The sequence below is a fragment of the Salinihabitans flavidus genome (assembly GCF_900110425.1).
Lineage (GTDB): Bacteria > Pseudomonadota > Alphaproteobacteria > Rhodobacterales > Rhodobacteraceae > Salinihabitans > Salinihabitans flavidus.
On record NZ_FODS01000009.1, the window covers coordinates 109,888 to 124,161 of the forward strand.

General features: G+C 63.0%; 11 protein-coding genes. 4 read left to right on the top strand and 7 right to left on the bottom strand.

The features are described 5' to 3' along the window. Nucleotides 1-5: 5 nt before the first annotated feature. Nucleotides 6-2,561 carry a penicillin-binding protein 1A gene (locus tag BMW66_RS09605; RefSeq protein ID WP_093117859.1) on the bottom strand — a complete coding sequence of 852 codons (2,556 nt, stop codon included), beginning with the start codon at nucleotides 2,559-2,561 and terminating at the stop codon, nucleotides 6-8. 479 nt (nucleotides 2,562-3,040) lie between these two features. Between BMW66_RS09605 and BMW66_RS09610 the strand changes: the two genes are divergently transcribed. Both BMW66_RS09610 and BMW66_RS09615 read left to right on the top strand, forming a co-directional pair. After that, the gene (locus BMW66_RS09610; RefSeq protein ID WP_175483206.1) at nucleotides 3,041-4,120 is read left to right on the top strand and encodes an exo-alpha-sialidase; all 1,080 of its coding nucleotides are present in this window, start codon (nucleotides 3,041-3,043) and stop codon (nucleotides 4,118-4,120) included. Beyond that, nucleotides 4,117-4,677: a hypothetical protein gene (locus tag BMW66_RS09615; protein ID WP_139196147.1), complete on the top strand. Its 561-nt coding sequence runs from the start codon at nucleotides 4,117-4,119 to the stop codon at nucleotides 4,675-4,677. The genes BMW66_RS09610 and BMW66_RS09615 overlap by 4 nt, the downstream gene beginning before the upstream one ends. Nucleotides 4,678-4,847: 170 nt before the next feature. Here the strand turns inward: BMW66_RS09615 and BMW66_RS09620 are convergent, their stop codons facing one another. Genes BMW66_RS09620 through BMW66_RS20005 form a run of 3 tightly spaced genes read right to left on the bottom strand, consistent with a single transcriptional unit; the run spans nucleotide 4,848 to nucleotide 7,712 of the window. Next, complete coding sequence (locus BMW66_RS09620) at nucleotides 4,848-6,077, bottom strand: N-acetylmuramoyl-L-alanine amidase (RefSeq protein ID WP_093117898.1); 1,230 nt, start codon at nucleotides 6,075-6,077, stop codon at nucleotides 4,848-4,850. A 59-nt stretch (nucleotides 6,078-6,136) separates the two neighbouring features. Then, nucleotides 6,137-7,285, bottom strand: coding sequence for a pyridoxal phosphate-dependent aminotransferase (locus BMW66_RS09625; RefSeq protein ID WP_093117865.1), 1,149 nt, complete (start codon nucleotides 7,283-7,285; stop codon nucleotides 6,137-6,139). Between the two features lie 52 nt (nucleotides 7,286-7,337). Then, the gene (locus tag BMW66_RS20005) at nucleotides 7,338-7,712 is read right to left on the bottom strand and encodes a hypothetical protein (protein WP_139196148.1); all 375 of its coding nucleotides are present in this window, start codon (nucleotides 7,710-7,712) and stop codon (nucleotides 7,338-7,340) included. Between the two features lie 133 nt (nucleotides 7,713-7,845). Between BMW66_RS20005 and BMW66_RS09635 the strand changes: the two genes are divergently transcribed. Further along, entirely contained in the window at nucleotides 7,846-8,550 is a 705-nt protein-coding gene (locus BMW66_RS09635) for a DsbA family protein (protein WP_093117900.1), read from the top strand. A gap of 93 nt (nucleotides 8,551-8,643) precedes the next feature. On the opposite strand, the gene ispG is transcribed toward BMW66_RS09635, so the two are convergent. From ispG to hemA, 3 genes are all read right to left on the bottom strand, one after another. Beyond that, nucleotides 8,644-9,765, bottom strand: a complete 1,122-nt coding sequence (ispG, locus tag BMW66_RS09640) for a flavodoxin-dependent (E)-4-hydroxy-3-methylbut-2-enyl-diphosphate synthase (protein WP_093117869.1) — start codon at nucleotides 9,763-9,765, stop codon at nucleotides 8,644-8,646. 80 nt (nucleotides 9,766-9,845) lie between these two features. Next, nucleotides 9,846-11,057, bottom strand: a complete 1,212-nt coding sequence (locus tag BMW66_RS09645; protein WP_093117870.1) for a helix-turn-helix domain-containing protein — start codon at nucleotides 11,055-11,057, stop codon at nucleotides 9,846-9,848. A gap of 116 nt (nucleotides 11,058-11,173) precedes the next feature. Next, nucleotides 11,174-12,397 carry a 5-aminolevulinate synthase gene (gene hemA, locus BMW66_RS09650; protein WP_093117872.1) on the bottom strand — a complete coding sequence of 408 codons (1,224 nt, stop codon included), beginning with the start codon at nucleotides 12,395-12,397 and terminating at the stop codon, nucleotides 11,174-11,176. A 261-nt stretch (nucleotides 12,398-12,658) separates the two neighbouring features. Between hemA and BMW66_RS09655 the strand changes: the two genes are divergently transcribed. After that, entirely contained in the window at nucleotides 12,659-14,038 is a 1,380-nt protein-coding gene (locus tag BMW66_RS09655) for a M20/M25/M40 family metallo-hydrolase (protein WP_093117874.1), read from the top strand. Nucleotides 14,039-14,274 lie beyond the last annotated feature (236 nt).

Here is a 14,274-nt window from a genome sequence, read left to right on the forward strand (position 1 = left end):
ATTCGTCAGTAAAGGCCGCCGGAACTCATGGTGCCGAAATCCGCCTTCGGCCCCACAACCGCCTTGCGGCCGGTCGATGTGGTCACCTCACGACCGCCATAGCGTTCGACTTCCTTGACCAGCGGCAGATTCGCCCCCATGGCAAAGCCACCGTCATAGGCAATGCCGAAGACCGGCTGTTCGCCTTCGCGGAAATATTCGGCCACCACATGCGCCCCGCTTGCGTCATCGGACAGCCGCGCGCCGGTGTAGCGGTCGATCTTGATGAAACGGCCCCCCGGCGGCACCTTGAACTTGCCGCCACCGTATTTCTTGATCGCCTCCTGCATGAACTCCTGAAAGACAGGACCGCAGGTGTTGCCGCCATAGGTGCCACTGCCAAGCGGGCGCGGGATGTCATGGCCGATGTAGCACCCTGCCGCCAGGGTGGAGGTAAAGCCCAGGAACCACACGTCTTTGGCCTCGTTGGTGGTGCCGGTCTTGCCGGCCACGGGCACCGGCAGGTCGATGACGCCGCTGGCCGTGCCGCGATCCACGACGCCCCGCATCATCGAGGTCAGCTGATAGGCCGTCACCGGGTCCATGATCCGCTCGCGGTTCGATACGATCCGCGGCCCCCGGTCGGGCGGAATGTCGGCGTTCCCGCAATCAGGGCACTCCCGCTTGTCATGGCGATAGATCGTCTCGCCAAAGCGGTTCTGGATGCGGTCCACCAGCGTCGGCTCGACCCGCTCCCCGCCGTTCGCGAACATCGCATAGGCCGCGATCATGTTGTAAAGCGTGCTCTCCTCGGAACCAAGCGCATTGGCCAGATAGGTCCCCATGTTCTCATAGACACCAAAGCGTTCGGCGTATTTCGCCACCACCTCCATGCCGACCTCCTGCGCGAGGCGAACGGTCATCAGGTTCCGGCTCATCTCGATCCCGGTGCGAAGAGGTGTCGGCCCGTAAAACTCGTTGGACGAATTGCGCGGCCGCCAGAGCCCCTGCGGCGTGTCAATCTCGATCGGCGCGTCGATCACGATGGTCGCCGGGGAATAGCCACTGTCCAGAGCGGCGGCATAGACAAAGGGTTTAAAGGAAGATCCGGGTTGGCGCTTGGCCTGCGTGGCGCGGTTGAACACCGAATCCTGATAGGAAAATCCGCCCTGCATGGCGATGACACGGCCATTGTTCACGTCCATCGCCATGAATCCGCCCTGCACCTCCGGGATCTGTCTCAGGGTCCAGCGGATGAAGCTGCCGTCATCGTCGCGGGTCATCGCGCGCACCAGCACCACGTCGCCAACCTCCAGCAGATCGCCCGCGACCTGTGCCTTGCGCCCAAGGCCGCCATCGGCGCGCTGCTTGCGGGCCCATGTCACATCCTGCGCGGGGATCCAGTGTCCGTCCTCGTCCTCTTCCACGCCCTCGATGCCGATCCGCGCGTCGTTGCTGCCAACCTCCAGAACGACAGCCGGATGCCATTCGCCCTCAAGCGTCACATCGCGCGAAACATCCGCTTCCGCCAGCGCCGCACGCCAACTTTCCTCGTTTTCCAGGCGATCACCGGGAATTCTCACCCCGGTCCCGCGCCAGATTCCGCGACTGCGGTCGTATTTCTCAAGCGCATGGCGCAGCGCGCGCGCGGCGATCTGCTGCATCTCGGGGTCGATGGTGGCACGCACCGACATCCCGCCGGAAAAGAACTCCTCCTCCCCGAAATCCACCGACAACTGGCGCCGGATCTCGTCGGTGAAATAATCGCGCGGCGGCAAGGCGGCGCGGAAACTCTCATAGTCGCCATTCTGCACCGTGCGCAGCGGCGCGGCGCGCTCTTCGTGATAGGCCTCATCTCTGAGGTAACCGTTCTCGGCCATTTCACGCAGCACATAGTTGCGCCGCTCGATCAGCCGATCCTTGCGCCGCACCGGGTGAAAATCGCTCGGCGCCTTGGGTAGCGCGGCCAGCGTCGCGGCCTCATGCGGAGCCAGATCTTGCAGGGACTTGTTGAAATAAGTCTGCGCCGCCGCCGCCACGCCATAGGAATTCTGCCCGAGGTAGATCTCGTTGAGGTAAAGCTCAAGGATCTTTTCCTTGTCGAGCGTCTCCTCAAGCCGCGTGGCCAGAATGATCTCCTTTATCTTGCGCTCGATCCGCCGGTCGCCCGACAGCAGGAAATTCTTCATCACCTGCTGGGTGATGGTCGAGGCGCCGCGCACAGTCCGGCCGCGCGTCTGCACCGCCTCCCAGACCGCCGAGGCGATGCCTCGCGTGTCATACCCCGCGTGGCTATAGAAATTCTTGTCCTCGGCCGAGATGAACGCCTGCTTGATCAGCACCGGGATTTCCTCGGCGGGCACGAACAGACGCCGTTCCTTGGCGAACTCGTCGATGATGCGGCCACGCGCCGAATAGATGCGGCTGATCGTCGGCGGCTTGTATTGCGCCAGCGCCTCATGGCTCGGCAGGTCGCGGCCATACATGTAGAACACCGCCCCGATGGACAACGCCACGATCGCCACCCCCATGGTCACAAGGGTAAAGATCGCGCCGAAAAAAGATAGAATGAACCGCAGCACTGCAAGCCCCCATATGACTGATCCCCTTCTATACAGGCCCGCGTGGGAAGGGTCAAAACACAACAACGCGCGCCGTGGGCAGGCCCCCGCCGACACCGGCCCGCCCGCGCCTTCATCTTTGCCCATGTATTCCGGATGACGTCACCGCAACGCGGCGGGCAGCGCCCCCCGGTTCAAGGCGGCCTGCGCATCGTTCTGCGCGCAATGTCGCAATGCTTGATGGTTGCGCCCGTTTGCCCGGGACGGCATGATCCGATCATGGGTTCGGTCGAACAGCTTTTCATGACTTGCTTCAATTCACGCCATTCGGTTGCAAACTCGCGACCGGATTCCTTTCGGGCGCCCGCTTCTTGCAGCGCCCCGGACAGGTTCTCCGGGGCACATTCGACATGCCGCGCCCGGTGATGGCCCCACCCGACAGCGAACCGGACCTTGACGCCCGACATCGGAGTGGCGATCGCCGTGGCACTTTCTGCCTGATGCGATGGGATCTTTTGATCCGCGCAGGTCTCCTTGGGACGATAGCGCTTCTGGCCGTGGCCGGACTCTGGCTGCGTGCGGAACCGCCATGGCGCTTCGCACCTGCTGGGAAGGCGGCGCTGAACACCGGCGACAGCTTCGAGACGGTATTTCACCACACATCGAAAGAAGGCGTCGCCCATGCCCCGGCGCTGGTGAACGATGGAACCGAGGTGATCTGGTTCGACGGCTTGCGCGAGGGCCACAATGACGTGCGCATCTTGCAGGCACAGCTCGAATCCGGCGAAGTGTCCGACCTGCTGACCCGGCAGGCATTGTCGGCGCAGATGGTGCCGCCGCAGACCATCCTGACGCTTGGCAACACGGTCGATGACGGCACCGGGGACGGGTGGCTCGCCACGGTGGTATCGCTGGGCGGCTGGGCCGCCGCTTCGATTGCGCATGTCGCGAACGGACGGGGAAGGAAATTGTCGCTTTCGCCAATCCTGAACCGCTCCAATCTCACCAAATCGCCAGTTGTGCCGATGTCCGGCGGCTGGCGGATGTTGCCGGCCTATTTCGAGATGGAAGGCGGCCACGGCGTTGCCGCCTTGATCGACGAAAGGGGCCGTGTCCGGGCACAGGCCGTGATGCGGGGTAAGTTCCGGGGAATACAGCCCATGATCGTGCCGATGTCCGATACGCGAGCGGTGGCGCTCCTGCGGCGTTTCGACCGATCCAACGACCGGCTGTTGGCAAGCTGGACCAGTGACGGCGGACAAAGCTGGAACACGCCGGAACCGCTGAACCTGCCGAATCCAAGCGCACCTGTCGCCGCGGTGCCATTGGCCGACGGACGCCTCCTCATGCTCTTCAACGACGCGCCGGACAGCGCCGACACCCTGCGCTTCGCATCGTCGGCCGATGGCGGCCGCAGTTGGACCATGGGTCGCATCCTTGATGGCCCCGGTCAGGGTCCATTGCGCTATCCGATGATGACGGTGCTTGCTGACGGGCGCATCGCCGTAACCTATTCCGCGCAGGGCAAGACCGAAATCCGGGTTCATGTCCTGTCCGCTGATTGGGCGTTGGCCGAATGACATCGGTGTGGGAACTACTTGCCGGGTCGATCACCTTCGCATGGCTGCTCGCCCGGATACCGGGATTGCGCGGCAGGGCGCTTTTGGCTTGCGCAATGGGGCTTGTGCTGGTGGCCGGAACGGCGCTCGCCGATCTGCAACCGGGCGGCATATGGATCGCCACGTTCGAGCCGTTCGGCGTGATGCTGCCCGCGCTCTGCGCCTCGGCTCTGGCCGCTGGAGCCGGCTGGATCGCGCCCCCGGCAGTCAGCCGCGCGGAAAAGCTGATCTGGGCGGCGCTGATGCTGGTTGTGCTGCTCGGGGCGGGCGGGGCCTTGCCGCTACATCCCTACACATGGTTCTACGCCGGATGGGAATCGGTGCTGCTTGTGCTCTGCGTGGCAGTCTGGGCGTTCTGGCGACGTCAGACATTGGTTCTGGGCGCCGTGGCGCTCGGACAACTCATGTGGCTGGCGGACGTCGGCTCCAGCAACCTTTACGATCATCTCGCCCACACGCTTCTGGTGCCCGCGCTGGCGGTCTCCGCACTCTGGCCCGGACGCACGTCCGGGACGTGATCCCGGAGCGGGCCATCTTGACCAGATGTCAATACAGGTGAACACCTCCTGAAGACCGCCGTGTTAACCATGCTCGGCGGCGCCACCGGCACCGACGCGATACCGACAAAATACCGACGTTTTACCGACGTGGGTTTTTGTGCGTTACCAAGGGCTTGACCCGATTCGCCCTATTGGCGCACCAGTTCCTTCTGCGCCTTGTCCGCAATCACCCAGGCCTGAAGCCCGTCGCGGATGCCCGCCGCCACCGACGCGCGCCAGTTCGGGCTTTGCAGGTTTTCGAAATCCCGGTCCGACGACAGGAATCCAACCTCCACCAGCACCGAGGGAATATCGGCCGCCTTGAGCACGGAGAATGCCGCCTGACGATAGGGTCGACTGTTGAGATCCCCGCTCGTGTTCTTCATCCCCAGCACCATTGCCCGCGCCAGCCGTTCGGTGCGCGGACGTGTCTCCAGCCGTGCCAGATCGAGCAGCACATCGGCCACCACATCATCGGTGCCGCTCAGATCCACGCCGGCAATGATGTCGGCCCGGTTCTGACGTTCTGCCAACTGCCGGGAGGCCGCATCGCTCGCCTCTTTCGACAGCGTATAGATCGTCGCCCCCTGTGCGCCACCGTCGGCCAGAATGTCGGCATGCAGCGAAAGAAAAACATCCGCCCCGGCCTGATGAGCGATGGCAACCCTTTGTTCCAGAGACACAAATATGTCCTCGTCTCGGGTCAGGACGACCTTGAAACCGCCTGCCCGGCGCAGCGTGTCGCGCAGTTCCCGGGCAAAGCGCAGCATCATGTCCTTTTCCCTGTGCCCGTCTCGCTCGGCGCCAGGATCGACACCGCCATGTCCGGGATCGAGAACCACCACCGTCGGCGCCCAGTCGGGTTTTTCGGGCCGATCCGACAGGCGCAGGCTCGGCTCGGGAAGATCCCAGCGCGGATCGCGCGGTGCTCCGGCCAGCGCGGTATACTCCCGCGATGTGGTCGCCGCCAGATCGACCAGCAAATGCGCCGATCCGGTCTCCTCGCTCACACGCATTCCGGCCTGCGCCACCTTCAGCGGCACGGCAAGGTCAAGCACCATCCGACTCCATCCCGGCCGGAATGCCCCCATGCGCAACGCGCTTACCGCCTCCGACTGGTCAAGCGATTCAGGTGATGCTCCGGCCCACTCGACCTCGCGGAAATCCAGCACCAGCCGCCGCGGATCGTCGAGTGTGAAGACTCGCCACGGCACCCCCTGGCTCAGCGAAAGAGAGATTCGAACCCCGCCACGACGCGCATCCGAAATGGTGGAGCGGTCCGCATCGAGTCGCGCCAACGCGCTGAAATCCTGCGCCGAGGCCGGGTCGAAGAACGCCGCGCAACCCCATAGGAAAACAGCACAAATAATCTTTCGCATGATACGCTCCGCATCGCCACGGGCCAACCCTACACCACCGCAACGGCCGGGCAAACGCCTCATCCGCGACGCTGCGCCATGAACCGCTCGAGCCGCTCCAGTCCCTCGGCAATATCCGCGCTCGACCGGGCATAGGAGAACCGCAACGTGCCCGCCCCGCGCAGCGGATCGAAGTCGAGCCCGGGCGTCACCGCCACCCCCGCCTCGTCGAGAATTTCGCGGGCGAAGGCGCGGCTGTCATCGGTCAGATCGCTGACATCGGCATAGACATAGAACGCCCCGTCCGGCGGCGCGAAACTGTCGAAACCGGCCTTCGGCAGCCCGTCGATCATCATCTGCCGGTTGCGGCGATAGACGTCCAGGTTTCCCTGCAACTCCTCGGTGCAATCCATCGCGGCCAGCGCGGCGACCTGCGCCGCGTGCGAGGCACAGATGAACATGTTCTGTGCCAGCCGCTCTATCTTGCGCACGTGCCCTTGCGGCACCACCATCCAGCCCGCGCGCCAACCGGTCATGGAAAAATACTTGGAAAAGGAATTGATCACATAGCACTCATCGGTGATCTCCAGCGCGCTGACCGCCTTCGCCTCGTATTCGAGCCCGTGATAGATCTCGTCGCTGATGAACGCCGCGCCGGCCTGCTGCGCCGCGTCGATCAGCGCACCCATCGCGCCGCGATCAAGCATCGTGCCAGTCGGGTTGGCCGGAGAGGCGACCATAAGCCCCTGAATATCAAGGCCCGCAAAGTCCTCCGGCACAGGTTGAAGCCGGTTCTCGGGGCGTGTCGGCAGGTCCACCGGCTCCAGCGACAGCGCCTTGAGAATCTGCCGGTAGCTGGGATAACCCGGCGCGCCGATGGCCACGCGCTCCCCGGCATCGAACAGCGCAGTGAACGCCAGCAAAAAGGCCCCGGACGATCCCGGCGTCACGATCACCCGCGCCGGATCGAGATCGACGCCGTACCACTCGCCATAGAGCCGCGCGATCCGGTCCCGCAGCGCCGGAAGACCCAGCGCCACGGTATAGCCAAGCGAGTCCTGCTCCATCGCCCGCGCCAGCGCGGCGCGCGCACCCCCGGGCGCGGCGGTGCTCGGCTGTCCAACCTCCATGTGGATGATGTGGCGTCCGGCCTCTTCGGCCAGCCGCGCGGCTTCCATCACGTCCATCACAATGAAGGGATCGACTTCCCCCCGGCTTGAGTTCCGCATGATTTTCGTCCCTATTGTGCCCATGACGTTTCACCGCGATTTCGCTGCGCCGTCAACCGGCCTTCCCCCCTGCCCACGCCCGCCCGCCGGGGTGCATGTGGCGTTCGATTTTGCGCGGGCCGTGAAGGCTGACCGCGCTCTTAACGCTTTGCTCATCGTTCGCGGTCAGGATACGAGGCATTCCGCCCTGCGCACGACGGTGAAAACGCCGCAACTGCGTCAGATGGTGATCGCGCATGACACCGCGCATGCCGCGTGCGGCCCCAGGGTGCGGCGCATGTCCACGCTTTGCGGCCAGGGTCGCACGTGGCCGGATCGCGGGCGGCGCCCGCGCCCGCATGTGGCGATCCCGACAGGCCGGGTTTTCCACCCCCGCACGCAATGTCTCGACGCCCTGCAAGGGCGCTTGAAAGACCCCGCTATCCATGCCAGTCGCCGGGCAGGTCTTCCACTGTGCAATGCCTGACTGAAACCAGATCACCGCTCCCGAGCGCGCCGACACCCAAAAGGAGACGACCTTGAAGATACTCACTCTTGCCGCCGCGTTCGCCGCGCTGAGCATGACCCCCGCGACCGCCCTCGATTTCGACAACCTCAGCGAGGCAGAGCGCAGCGCCTTCCGCGCCGAAGTCCGCGCCTATCTGCTCGACAATCCCGAAGTGATCATCGAGGCGGTCGAGCAACTGGAATCCCGCCAGGCTCAGGATCAGGCCGCACAGGATGCGGCGCTGGTCAGCGCAAACGCAGAGGATATTTTTGACGATGGATATTCCTGGGTCGGCGGTAACCCCGATGGCGACATCACCCTCGTCGAGTTCATGGATTACCGCTGCGGATATTGCCGCCGCGCTTTCCCAGAGGTTGAGGAACTTATCGCGTCTGACGGGAACATCCGATTGATTGTAAAGGAATTTCCGATCCTGGGAGAGGACTCCATGCTCAGCTCTCGTTTCGCCGTGGCGGTCAAGCAGATGGAAGGCGACGATGCCTACAAATCCGCCCATGACGCGCTCATGACCCTCAAGAGCGAGGTGACCCCCACCGCCCTTGAACGTCTTGCCGACAATCTCGGCATGGACGCCAACGCGATCCTTGAGCATATGGACAGCCCAGAGGTGACAGAGGAAATCCGCCAGACCCGCGCGCTCGCGCAGCGTCTTCAGATCACCGGCACCCCCACTTTCGTGATGGAGGATCAGCTTCTGCGTGGCTATCTGCCGCTGGACAACATGCGCGCCCTCGTCGCCCAGAAGCGTCAGGACTGACGGCTGCCACCCCACGGCTCTGACCTGCCCCCGGGCGGGTCAGAGCGCTCCCTGCGTGCGCGCCCGGCGCGCACTCCGTCAGGTCAGGCCTTCTCAGCTCTCGCTATCGCCGGTCGCCTCGATCTCTTGGGCGCGTTTCTCGACCTGCTCGACGATATGGTCGATCATCTGATCATTCGACAGCTTGTGGCTCTGCTTTCCGGCCAGATAGACCATTCCCGACCCGGCCCCGCCGCCGGTGAACCCCACATCCGTCATCAGCGCTTCACCGGGCCCGTTCACCACGCAGCCAATGATCGACAGGCTCATCGGTGTCTTTATGTGTTCCAGCCGTCTTTCAAGGGCTTCCACCGTCTTGATCACGTCGAATCCCTGTCGCGCGCAGGACGGGCAGGAGATGATATTCACCCCACGGTGTCGCAGCCCGAGGCTCTTGAGAATCTCGAAGCCGACCTTCACCTCTTCCACCGGATCGGCCGAGAGCGACACGCGCAGCGTATCGCCGATCCCCATCCACAGAAGCTGCCCCAGCCCGATGGCCGATTTGATCGTGCCGGACACGAAACCGCCGGCCTCTGTAATGCCAAGGTGGATCGGCGCGTCGGTCGCCTCGGCCAGTTGCTGATAGGCTGCCGCGGCCATGAAGACATCGCTGGCCTTCACGCTGATCTTGTATTCGTGGAAATCATTGTCTTCGAGAATGCGGATATGCTCCAACCCCGATTCTACCATCGCGTCGGGACACGGTTCGCCATATTTTTCAAGCAGATGCCGTTCAAGAGAGCCGGCATTCACGCCGATGCGAATCGAACATCCGTGATCCTTCGCCGCCCGGATCACCTCCTTGACCCGCCTCTCATCCCCGATGTTGCCGGGGTTGATCCGCAGACAGGCTGCGCCCGCCTCCGCCGCCTCGATGGCGCGTTTGTAGTGAAAATGAATGTCAGCCACGATCGGCACCGGGCTTTCGCGCACCACCTCGCGCAGCACGCGGGTGGAGGCCGCATCCGGGGTCGAGACGCGCACGATATCGGCACCGGCCTCCGCCACCGCCTGCACCTGCGCCACGGTTGCGGCAACGTCGGAACTGTCGGTGTTGGTCATGGTCTGCACCGCGATCGGCGCCCCGTCTCCGACCGGCACGTTGCCAACGTAGATCCGACGCGATCTGCGACGCTCTATGTTGCGCCAGGGGCGGATGGGATTGATCGACATCGCAATGGGTCCCGTTCGGCTTAGGTCAGGGCTTACCTAATGGTGCAAGGGCAAAGGGGCAATGCACTGCGGGCGAATTCTCAGTTTCCGTCGCCCTGAACAACGCCCTGCGCGGCGGCTATCGCTACGATGCGGGCCAGCTCCGGGTCGCTCTCCAGATCGGCGACGTCATATTTCTCACGCAGTCCGTTCGCGTCGAGCGCAAGCTCACGCACCGTGTTGGTGCCCTGCCCTGCCGGGCCATACAAGTCTCCGTCGAGCTTGAAATAGATTGACCCCGACATGCCTGCACGAAGCGTGGGCGGCTCTTCGGATGCAGGCAGCACATATTCCTCCCCGGCATCGAGGATCTTTTCGAAGATCACCGTGCCATCGGCGGCCCGCACCCGAACCCAGGCCGGCCGTACCGCGAACATCACCATATCAGGTGCAGCTTCCTCAACCACCTGCGGCACGGTGGCCGGGATCGGTTCGGAGGATGCGATGGATGTCATCGCCGGCTCACGCGGCATGAAAGATCCGACAGCCGACGGGTCGAGGGTGGATATCGGCCCGTCCCGCGCGACCAGAACCGGCACGTCGAGCGCCTGGGGTCGATAAAGTCTGTCAAGCGCATCTGCCGGCGGAGAGAAGACCCCCGCGCTTTCCACAGCGTTCTCGTCCTGATCCTGCTGCGCACTCGACGCCATCGCGGTTTCAAGTGGATCAAGCTCCGCAAGCACCATCGGCGACTGATCGACCGGCGCAAGGCTCACACGCTGCACCTCGCGCAGTACGCTCCACCCTCCATATCCTATGCCCCCGATCAGCGCGAGAAGAACCAGCATCGAGCCTATGGCCCGCGGCTCAATCCGCGACAGGATCGAATCCTGAACCGGCGCAAAGGGTGTGTCCGGCCTCAGGAAGGGGTCGTGCTCTCCCGTGGCCGCGATCGCGGCTTCCGGCTTGCGGATGGTTGACGCGGCCGCAGACATGCCATGTGCCGTCGTAAAACCACTTTCCCGGCAAAAGTCTGCAAAACAATCGTCGGCATCCAACCCGAGATAGCGGGCATAGGACCGCACGTAGCCAGCAATAAAACCGGGCGTTTCGAAAGCGGAAGGATCGCAATTTTCAATTGCGGCGATATAGGCGGCACGGATTCGAAGTTCGCGCTGCACGTCGAGAAGCGATTTGCCCATCGTGGCGCGTTCGCCGCGCATCACATCGCCAAGGCGCAGATCGTAGTCGTCGAATCCCTTGGGTCCGACGTCTTCCTGATTTTCGGAAATGCGCTCTTTGCGCCCGATCATGGCATCTGCCTCATCTCGCCCTCGTCAGCCCTTACCCGATTCCATCCCCGACTCGGGTCAGACCTTTCTTAGGCTCAAGCTAACACAAGACAAGGAATATTACAGCTTTGACTCAATCAGGCAGAGAGTTCGGCACGATTCAGCGCACAATGACTCCAGAGTTCATCCATCGCACGGACGAGCTTGTCCATCTCGCCCGGCCCATGCACGGGCGACGGGGTAAAGCGCAGACGCTCCGTCCCGCGTGGTACGGTGGGGAAGTTGATTGGCTGCACATAAATGCCATAGCCGTCCAGCAGCATGTCGCTTAGCTGCTTGGTATGCACAGGATCGCCCACGATCACGGGCACGATATGCGAGCCGTGGTCGATGATCGGCAGCCCCATCCCCTTGAGACGGGTCTTGAGGATTTTCGCCCTCTCCTGATGCAAGTCGCGCAGCGCCTGATCGCGCTTGAGATGCGCCACCGACGCGGCAGCCCCCGCCGCGACAGCGGGCGGAAGCGATGTGGTGAAAATGAATCCCGGCGCATAAGAGCGGATGGCATCGCACATCTTCGCCGAGGCCGCGATATACCCGCCCATCACGCCATAGGCTTTGGCCAGTGTGCCGTTGATGATGTCGAGCCGGTGCATGATCCGGTCCCGTTCCGCCACGCCGGCGCCGCGCGGGCCGTACATACCCACCGCATGCACCTCGTCGATATAGGTCATCGCGCCGAATTCGTCGGCAAGATCGCAAATTTCTTCGATCGGCCCGAAATCGCCATCCATCGAATAGACCGATTCGAAGGCGATCAGCTTCGGCGCCGCCGAATCGTCCGCTTCCAGCAATTCGCGCAGATGCTCCACGTCGTTGTGGCGGAAAATTCGCTTGGCTCCGCCATTGCGCCGCACCCCCTCGATCATCGAGGCATGGTTTAGCTCATCGGAATAAATGATCAGCCCGGGAAACAGCTTCGGCAGGGTCGAAAGCGTGGCGTCATTCGCGATATAGGCAGAGGTGAAAAGAAGCGCCGCTTCCTTGCCATGCAAATCCGCAAGCTCGGCCTCAAGCCGCTTGTGAAACACGGTGGTGCCGGAAATATTGCGCGTTCCGCCCGATCCAGCGCCGGTCGCGTCGATCGCCTCGTGCATTGCTTCAATGATGACAGGATGCTGCCCCATGCCGAGATAGTCGTTGCCACACCAGACACTGATCGGCTCCTGAGTGCCGTCGGGCTTTGTCCAGACGGCATGTGGAAACTGTCCGTTCCGGCGCTCAATATCAATGAAGGTACGATATCGCCCCTCATCATGCAGGCGTTGCAGGGCCTCATCGAGCTTGGCATCGAAATTCATCGGGCGCGTTCCTCCATCTTCCGCCGGACCTTGTTAACACAATTCCAGCCCTCAACCCAAGGGTCAAGTATTCACTTATTCGAATAGACATTGCCTGTTCTTTCGGTCTGCCCTGTCTAGACGGCCCCTCTCTCATACAACAGGTAACAAATTGACGCTCCTGCCGCCTTGATCTGCGTCAAGCGCATTGGACACTCCCGCACGTCCTGATAGGCTCCGCGCGAACCAGATGCAATCAGCCCAAACGAGGAGTGCGCGCGCATGTCGCTCGAACCTGTTCTTTCGCGAATTGATGACGACCTTTCCGGGGCGACCGACCGCCTGCTGGCCCTATTGCGTATTCCGTCGATCTCGACCGATCCGGCCTTCGAGGCTGACTGCGATGCGGCTGCCGACTGGCTTGTTGCCGACCTGAAAAGTCTCGGGGCAAAGGCCGAAAAACGCGCCACGCCGGGCCATCCGATGATCGTGGGTCATTTCGACGGCGACGGCCCGCATCTGCTTTTTTACGGTCACTATGACGTGCAGCCGGTCGATCCGCTTGATCTGTGGGACTCGCCGCCGTTCGAACCCGCGTTGGAAGACACCCCCAAAGGCAAGGTGATCCGCGGTCGCGGCGCCTCCGACGACAAGGGCCAGCTCATGACCTTCGTCGAGGCTTGCCGGGCGTGGAAAGAGGTGCACGGCACCCTGCCCTGCCGCATCACCTTCTTTTTCGAGGGCGAAGAGGAATCCGGCTCGCCCTCGCTCGTTCCCTTCATGCAGGACAACGCAGAAGAGCTGACGGCCGACATCGCGCTGATCTGCGACACCGGCCTGTTCGGAGAGGAAACCCCCGCCATCATCACCACGCTGCGCGGACTTCTGGGTGAAGAACTGACAATCACCGGCGCCGACAAGGATCTGCACTCGGGCATGTATGGTGGTATTGCCATGAACCCGATCCGCGTGCTGGGCGGAATCGTTGCCAATCTGCACGACGATGCCGGACGCATCACAGTGCCGGGTTTTTACGATGGCGTGCCGGAATTGCCAGAGGATGTGGCCGCGCAATGGGCCGGTCTCGGGCACGATGCCTCTGCCTTTCTCGGTGCTGTCGGGCTGAGCGCGCCTGCCGGCGAGACGGACCGAACCCCGCTGGAAATGATCTGGTCGCGTCCCACCTGCGATGTGAACGGCATTTGGGGCGGCTATACCGGCGACGGGTTCAAGACGGTATTGCCGTCTCAGGCCCATGCCAAGATCAGTTTCCGCCTCGTGGGCGATCAGGATCCGCTGAAGATTCGCGAAAGCTTCCGCGCTTGGGTGCAGGAGCAACTGCCGCCCGACTGCACGGTGGAGTTCAAGGGCCACGGTGCTTCGGGTGCGTCGGCCATGTCCACCGATCACCCCGCATTCGAAGCGGCGCGCCAAGCGCTGTCGGAGGAGTGGCCCAAGCCTGCTGCCTACGTCGGCTGCGGCGGTTCGATCCCGATCGCAGGGCATTTCAAGTCCCTGCTGGGCATGAACGCGATGCTCGTGGGTTTCGGAAAGGATGACGACGCCATCCACTCCCCGAACGAGAAATACGACCTCGAAAGTTTCCACAAGGGCATCCGAAGCTGGGCCCGCATTCTCGACGCGGTCACCCGGAACGCCTGACAATTGCTGCGGCCAGCCCGATGAAAGACGGGTGTCTATGCGTTCAGGGGCGCCCTCGTCCCTGAACGCGGGTCGGCCACCGACACGGCGACGAACGCATCTAGGGGCAGACCTGCCCCTCTGGCCAGACGCATTTCTGCGTGATGGGGCCTGAGATAAAAAATTCAGGGAAAAGTGGCGCGGTTGACGGGACTCGAACCCGCGACCCCCGGCGTGACAGGCCGGTACTCTAACCA